5 protein-coding genes and 1 pseudogene are annotated in these 6,832 nt (G+C 43.5%); 1 reads left to right on the top strand and 5 read right to left on the bottom strand.

Annotated features, from left to right (window positions below; all coding sequences use genetic code 11):
* The 3 genes and pseudogenes from VIN08_RS22285 to VIN08_RS22295 all read right to left on the bottom strand — a co-directional run.
* Positions 1-182 (bottom strand): annotated as a pseudogene (locus tag VIN08_RS22285) (oxidoreductase); the annotation flags it as partial.
* Between the two features lie 20 nt (positions 183-202).
* Positions 203-2,734 carry a M14 family metallopeptidase gene (locus VIN08_RS22290; protein ID WP_331970023.1) on the bottom strand — a complete coding sequence of 844 codons (2,532 nt, stop codon included), beginning with the start codon at positions 2,732-2,734 and terminating at the stop codon, positions 203-205.
* A gap of 55 nt (positions 2,735-2,789) precedes the next feature.
* Positions 2,790-3,314, bottom strand: a complete 525-nt coding sequence (locus VIN08_RS22295) for a DinB family protein (RefSeq protein WP_331970026.1) — start codon at positions 3,312-3,314, stop codon at positions 2,790-2,792.
* Between the two features lie 60 nt (positions 3,315-3,374).
* Between VIN08_RS22295 and VIN08_RS22300 the strand changes: the two genes are divergently transcribed.
* Positions 3,375-3,623: a hypothetical protein gene (locus VIN08_RS22300; RefSeq protein WP_331970029.1), complete on the top strand. Its 249-nt coding sequence runs from the start codon at positions 3,375-3,377 to the stop codon at positions 3,621-3,623.
* Between the two features lie 23 nt (positions 3,624-3,646).
* Here the strand turns inward: VIN08_RS22300 and VIN08_RS22305 are convergent, their stop codons facing one another.
* Both VIN08_RS22305 and VIN08_RS22310 read right to left on the bottom strand, forming a co-directional pair.
* Positions 3,647-6,640 (bottom strand): sensor histidine kinase, encoded by a 2,994-nt coding sequence (locus VIN08_RS22305; RefSeq protein ID WP_331970032.1) that lies wholly within the window; start codon positions 6,638-6,640, stop codon positions 3,647-3,649.
* Between the two features lie 75 nt (positions 6,641-6,715).
* A partial coding sequence (locus VIN08_RS22310) for a fructosamine kinase family protein (protein WP_331970036.1) occupies positions 6,716-6,832 on the bottom strand: 117 nt, incomplete at its 5' end.

Here is a 6,832-nt window from a genome sequence, read left to right on the forward strand (position 1 = left end):
TCGTTAATTTGCAAATCGCTTTGCTTTCCTATACCAGCTTTTTTAAACTGATCGGCCTCCTGTTGAAAATCACGACTGCTGCGTATGGCATCTACCTCAGCCTGACTGAGAAAAGAATCTGCTACAGCATATCCTTTCTCAGCCAGACCATCGGCAATGTATTCAAATGTTTCATGCATCATGAAACAAAAATACAGACTTACTATTGCCCTACAATGAAGACGGCATTGGATAAAAGCATTTTACCATCTTCCCAGAAGCAACGGAACATCGGGTTATCTACCAGATAAATAATTTCTCCGCTTCCTTTTTCTTCTACACCAAACACCAAACTGTTGGCCAGCTTATCGTTGGCATGTTTACCGGCAAAGCCCTGAACAGGTTTCACTTTACCTTTCAGTGCACCTACATTCCAGCCGCCTTCCAGATATCCGAAGTGAAGTTCGTTTGTTTTCAGCGAGTAATATGTATTCGATAAACCAAATGCCAGTGGATGAGAATTGTCGAGAGCGATTTTATAGATAGCCCCGCCAATAAAATTTGATATCTGCTTGCGGTCTGCATCTTCATAACGCGTGAGCGCTTCCTGTTCATCTATTTCTTTTTGTTTTTTCTCAGCCTTCTCTTTTTCGTCATCCGTAGTATAGCTCTTCAAGCCAAATCCTTTTTTGTCAGCAAAAGAATTAAGACCATCGGCAATAACAATCAGTTTACCTCCGGCTGCTACCCAGCCTGATATTTTCTCCAGGAATTTTTCATCCAGCGAGGAGTAGCGTCCTTCCGGTATAATAAACACATCATATTTACTCAGCGGTACATATTTAAAATAGTCAGTGCCTAAGGTTACTATCGGGTAATGCAGCTGTTGTTCGAAGAAGTACCAGATCTCACCAGCAGAGAGTGAAGAAGTTTCTTTACCAAACAGCAATGCTACCTTGGGAGCCTTGAGGTAATTCATGGAGCCTGATCCAAAATCTTTACCGCTTTCTACAAAACCGGTTGTAGCAGTATAGATGGTGCGGCCCATACCTCTGGCAAGTGTCTGCACGGTGTTGTCAAACTCCGCTATATTTTCATTGTTCCTCCGTGTTACCAGCAAAGTGCCACGATCGAAAGATTGTCCATGTATAGTAAATGCTTTTTCTGAAGAGCGCACTTTTACACCTTTCTGTATAAGTGCCGCAAGGAAGGCTACATCTTTTATACCCTGATACTTGAATATATAGGCGTATGGCTTGGATGCTATAGCCGGACTTTCAACAACCTTTGGAGTATAGGCTTTGCCCACGTTGATGCGCTCGTTAAGTGCAAATGCTTTCAGGTTGTTGGCATACATTAAGTTCCAGGCAGTGATGTCGTACGTTAATGAATCGCTAAGATGCGACTGTGGTTCAAACACGGCTGTGATAAACCGTGATTTAGGCTGGTATATATTAATGATAATATCATCCGTTGAAACAGAAACGCTCGATGTTGTTTGTGTTTGATAATCGAATCCGCGCGTTGCTTTACCGGCTGCCGGATGACCATACCTGATCGAGTGTGTATCCATCCACTTGGTAAGCTGCTCGATCTTGTCAGGATTGTTTGTGCCCTTGATCACATACGTTTTATAGGGTGCTGCCGGATTATTCAGATTATCGCGGAAGTATTTTTCAAACTCATCTACTACACGGGTATAATTCTGTGAAGTAACTTCTACGGTAGAAAGCCCGGTAGTGTGGTGATGTGTGAGGCGGTCTTTCAGTGTAAGCGGATCGCCTTCTTCTGTGGTAACTGTTACACCAGTTTGCCCGCCCTGCTCGTACGTCATACCAATAGCACCGCTATAGGTTGGGTATGTATCGCCATAGCTGGGATAGTATAGATCGAATACTTCTTTGGTGAAATATAGCCAGCCATGCTCATCAAAATGTTTTGCGTTGTTCTTGCCGATTGTTACCTGGAACTCGCGCTGCCAATTGGAAATTATATCGTGAAAAGGTTCTGCTGCGGGAGGGAAGAAGTAAGGATGATTATGACCTTGCTCGTGGAAGTCAACATGCACGTGTGGCAGCCATTGATTATATATCTTTAAACGCGCCTGTGTTTCGGTCTGTGTGGCCCATGCCCAGTCGCGATTCAGGTCAAACATATAGTGATTGGATCTGCCGCGAGGCCAGGGTTCGTTGTGTTCGTTAGAATCTTCATCACCATTGGGAGGTGTATTGCCATACTGGTTATAAAAGTTGGTATAGCGATCGCGACCGTCAGGGTTCAGGCATGGATCGAGAATGACAACGGTATTCTTTAACCACTCCTGTGTTTTCTGATTCTGAGGATTGCTTAACTCATATAGCGTAAGCATAGATGCTTCGGTACTGTTGGCTTCATTACCATGTACGTTATAGCTAAGCCATACAATCGCTTTTTTATCGGCCGATGGTGCACCTTCTGCCATGCCTGCCCGCTTCAGGTTGTTGAGCCGGATCTGTTCGAGGTTCTGAAAATTTTCAGGAGCCGTAACCACCACATATACCAGCGGACGCCTTTCATAGGTTTCTCCGTATTGATAAAATTCTACGTTGGGCAATGCATCGGCTACATGTTTGAAGTACTCCACCACGCGATGGTGCCGGGTGAAATGTTCGCCAAGCTCATATCCCAAAAACTCCTTTGGGCTGAGAAGTTTCTGTTGGGCATGCAGCGAAAAAGAGAAAAGTAAGAGAGCTACGATCAGTAAGCGTTTATTCATAAAGCAGGGTTAAGTTCGGATGGTAAAGTATAGTAAATATAGTTAACAGGGCAGTTTAATTTTTTAAAAGGTTCTTCACTTGTGGCCAATGGTGATGTATATGTTCGTTAAAGAACACCATGGCCTGCATAACATCAAGCCGCCCCACAACGGGATGTTTATATATTTTTTTATGGATGTGCTGATCCTGTATGGTTTCGAGGAAACTATATACGTTAGACCGCGCACTATCCCACTTCTTCATCAGCTGCGGCAGTGGTAATGGCTCCGGTGTATTTTCAACGAGCGCCTGAGGAGCTTTGAAACGAAACGGCAATCGCTGTGATACCCGTAAAGTCAGGAGCTTGAGCGATTCGATAACTCCGGAATCTCCAACATCATTTATACCCAACGATTTCTTCTTCATATAGATAAGCGACATTCGTTCGGAAGTCATAAGATGCATCAATATCTGGTTGACTGACCATTTACCGGGCGGACTATAGTTCAGTATATCTTCCTGCAAGTGCACGAGTTCTGCCAGCAACGCTTTTCGTTCGGCCTCGATGGCGGTAAATCGCTGAAGAAGTTTAGGATGCATAAGTTCTTTTCGACTGTTTAAAATTAATTATCTTTAGTAAAACCAAAACGTAATCACTCCATGGAAAATCAACAAACCTCAGCTGCTGTATTATCGACCAAGGATTGGATTCTTACGCTTTTAATTTCGTTCATTCCGTTGGTGGGTTTTATCATGTTGTTCGTATGGGCTTTTGGCTCTACTGAAAATCCTAACAAAAGTAATTGGGCCAAAGCTGTTTTGATCTGGTATGCTATAGGATGTATCCTGGCTATTTTCCTGTGGGTAACAGTAATCGGTGCACTTGTTGCGTCACGAGGTAATTTCTAATTGATGGCCGGGGGCTATTGATGTTACATCTTGCGGGTAGTTAGCACAATGGTAGTGCCCTGCTTATTCTCGATGGAGAATTGCCCCTCAATAGCTTCGGCTCTTCGCTTCATATTACGTAATCCGTTTCCTTTGGGAGAACCATTGGCAGGAACTCCCTTGCCATTATCGTGTATTGTCATTCGAAATTCTCCGCGCTCTGTTGCTAGTGTTACATGTACACGGCTGGCCTGTGCATGCTTTACTATGTTGTTGATAGCTTCCTTGAAGATGAGGTATATATTCTGCTTCAGCGCAGGGTCAAGAATTTTTTTATTATCAATGCCCGAAGCCTGAAACTCGAACACTATATTTTTTGCTTGCAATACTTCGGTGGCAAAATCTTTCATGCGCAGTATAACGGCTTCAAGTGTATCATAGCGATTGTCGATAGACCACACTATATCGCTCATCGTGGTTACTACTTCGCGGCTCAGATCGCTGATGCCTTTCAGGTATGTTCGGCTTTCGTTCTCTTCCGATCCGTTCTGCACCAGGTCAGAATATATAGAGATGCGTGTTAAACTTGACCCCACTTCATCGTGCAGATCGCTGGCAATTTTGTTTCGCAGGCGTTCTACTTTTAATGATTGCTCCAATCTATACCGGTGTATGGCATACATGATTGCCAAAGACACCAGTATAACCAACGCTGTGAACCACCACGTTTGCCAGAATGGCGGACGAATAGTGAGTATAACAGATGCTCCTGGCTCCGTCCAGTAGCCATCGGGGTTGGCGGCCTTTACCCGAAATGTATAGTTACCCGGATCGAGGTTGGTATAGTGTGCTTCGCGTATGTTTCCGGCATCCGTCCAGTCATCATCTACGCCTTCCAGTTTATAGGCATATTTTATATTGCCCGGTGCAGAGAACTCCAACGCAGCAAACGAGAAAGTTATATAGTTATCGGAATAATTGAGTGCTATATTTTCTTTGGGTAAATAGGTTTTGCCAAACACGGTATAGCCCTGTATAAGCAAAGCGGGAGGCGTTTTATTTTCTTTGATCTCAGACGGATTGAATACATTAAATCCGTTTACTCCGCCAAAGTAAAATTCTCCGGTAGAGCTTTTCAGAAAAGCGTTTGAGTTGAACTCGTTGCTCTGAAGACCATCCGTTTCAGTATATTTCTTAAAGGTATAGGTCTTGGGGTTGAACTTGCTGATGCCTCCGTTAGAACTAATCCAATAATTACCTTCACCATCCTGCAGCATTTCATATACTACGTTGTTGGCGAGACCATCCTTCTCGAAGAAGTGGGTAAATTTTTCCGTGTTTACATTGAATTTGTTTAAGCCGCTATGAGTGCATATCCAGAATATACTATCGTTTTGCTGGTTGATGCTGATCACCACCTGGTCGCTGAGACCGGTGTCGTTCTTGCGATCGTATTGATAGTTGGTAAATTTTCCGCTCTTCTTGTTATATATACTCAGACCACCACCCCAAAATCCAATCCATATATTTCCTCTGGTATCGCGGTATATACAGTTGATGAAATTGGAACCGATGCTATTAGGTTCCTTGGGGTTCATTTTATACTGTGTTACTTCTTCGGTTTCCGGATTATAGTGTAACAATCCATCTTCGTTGGTGCCAATCCATAAGGTGTTGTCGTCATCCATCATCAATTCATTTACCATGGTGATCTTGCCCAATGGAGAATTGTGAGAGCCTAAGAAGAAACGTGCTTTGCTGCTATATTTATCATAACGCACCAGGCCAGCGTTGAATGAGGCAATCCAGAATACACCGTCTTTGAAGAGCATCTTATAAACATTGCTGGCTATATTTCCGCGATTGTCGCTGATGGTAATTTGTTTGAATGATCGCGAAGCAGGATCAAACACATTAATAGGTCCGCTCTCGGTGCCAACCCATATTTTGCCGGCATCATCTTCGCAGAACGACCAGATCATATTTTGCGACAAGCTGTTTGGATCACCCTGTTTGTTACGAAAAGTCTTGAAAAGATTTTTGTGCGGATCGTACAAATCAAGTCCGCTGCCCGATATCCATACTATACCAGAGCGGTCTTCCATCAATGCATATACTGCATTACTGCTAATGCCATTGGGATTGGAGGGATCGTGCTGGTAGGTGTGAAAACTTTTCGATTGATCGTCAAAGAAGCGAAGGCCGTTGTTAGTGCCAATCCACAGGTTGCCATGCGAATCGCACATTACTTTGTTTACATCGTTCGTACCAAAATCCGGAACGTGTATAAATCGGTTAGTTGATCTTTCAAAAACAGTGAGCCCCGATGCATAACTGCCGATCCATAAATTACCTTGTTTATCTTCGGCAATGGAAGTAATCCGATTGCCGCTCTCAAATCCATATTCTCCCTGCGCATCGAACCGCTGAAAATGTATACCACTTTCATCTTCCACTACACGATTGAGGCCGCCATTCCATGTGCCTACCCAAAGTATACCATGACTATCGCAGAACAATGTACGCACAGCGTTATCGCTGAGTGATTGCTGATCGTCAGGGTTGTTTTTGAAACTTCGAAAGGTATTGGTATTGGCATCGTACAGATTTAGTCCGCTGCCCCACGAAGAAATCCAGAGTCTTCCCTTTTTATCTTTTACTATATAGTTAGGCCGGTTGCCGCTGATAGAAGTGGAGTCGTGAAGTATATGATAGTATTGAACAAACCGGTCTTCACTGCGGATATACCTGCAGAGCCCTTGAAATGTACCGACCCAGATATCGCCACGATCATCTTCCTGAACAGTCCACACCCAGTTGTGCGTAAGGGTTGTACTATCAAAAGGATTGTTCTTGAATACTTTGAATTGTGTTCCGTCAAACCGGTTCAATCCATCCTGGGTTCCGATCCATATATACCCGTAGCTGTCTTGAAATATACTATACGGTTGAGATTGAGAGAGTCCATCCTTAATGGTATAATGATCAAATCGGAATGGGGAAGGCTGTGCGTTAGCCTGGTAAATGAGTGACAGCAATAAAAGGACACAGTAGAGTGGGTAGTTTTTCACGGGTGCAATAACAGAAACAACGAAAATACTATTTCGTTTCGACTAAATAAATCGCCTGAGTATAGAATTTACGGATGAAAGATACCCATCACCAAAAAGATTGACATGCACCAGCAACGGATATAGGTTGTACAAGTCAATTCGCTCATGAAAGCCTGG

It is taken from the genome of Ohtaekwangia sp. (genome assembly GCF_036568665.1).
Lineage (GTDB): Bacteria > Bacteroidota > Bacteroidia > Cytophagales > Cyclobacteriaceae > Ohtaekwangia.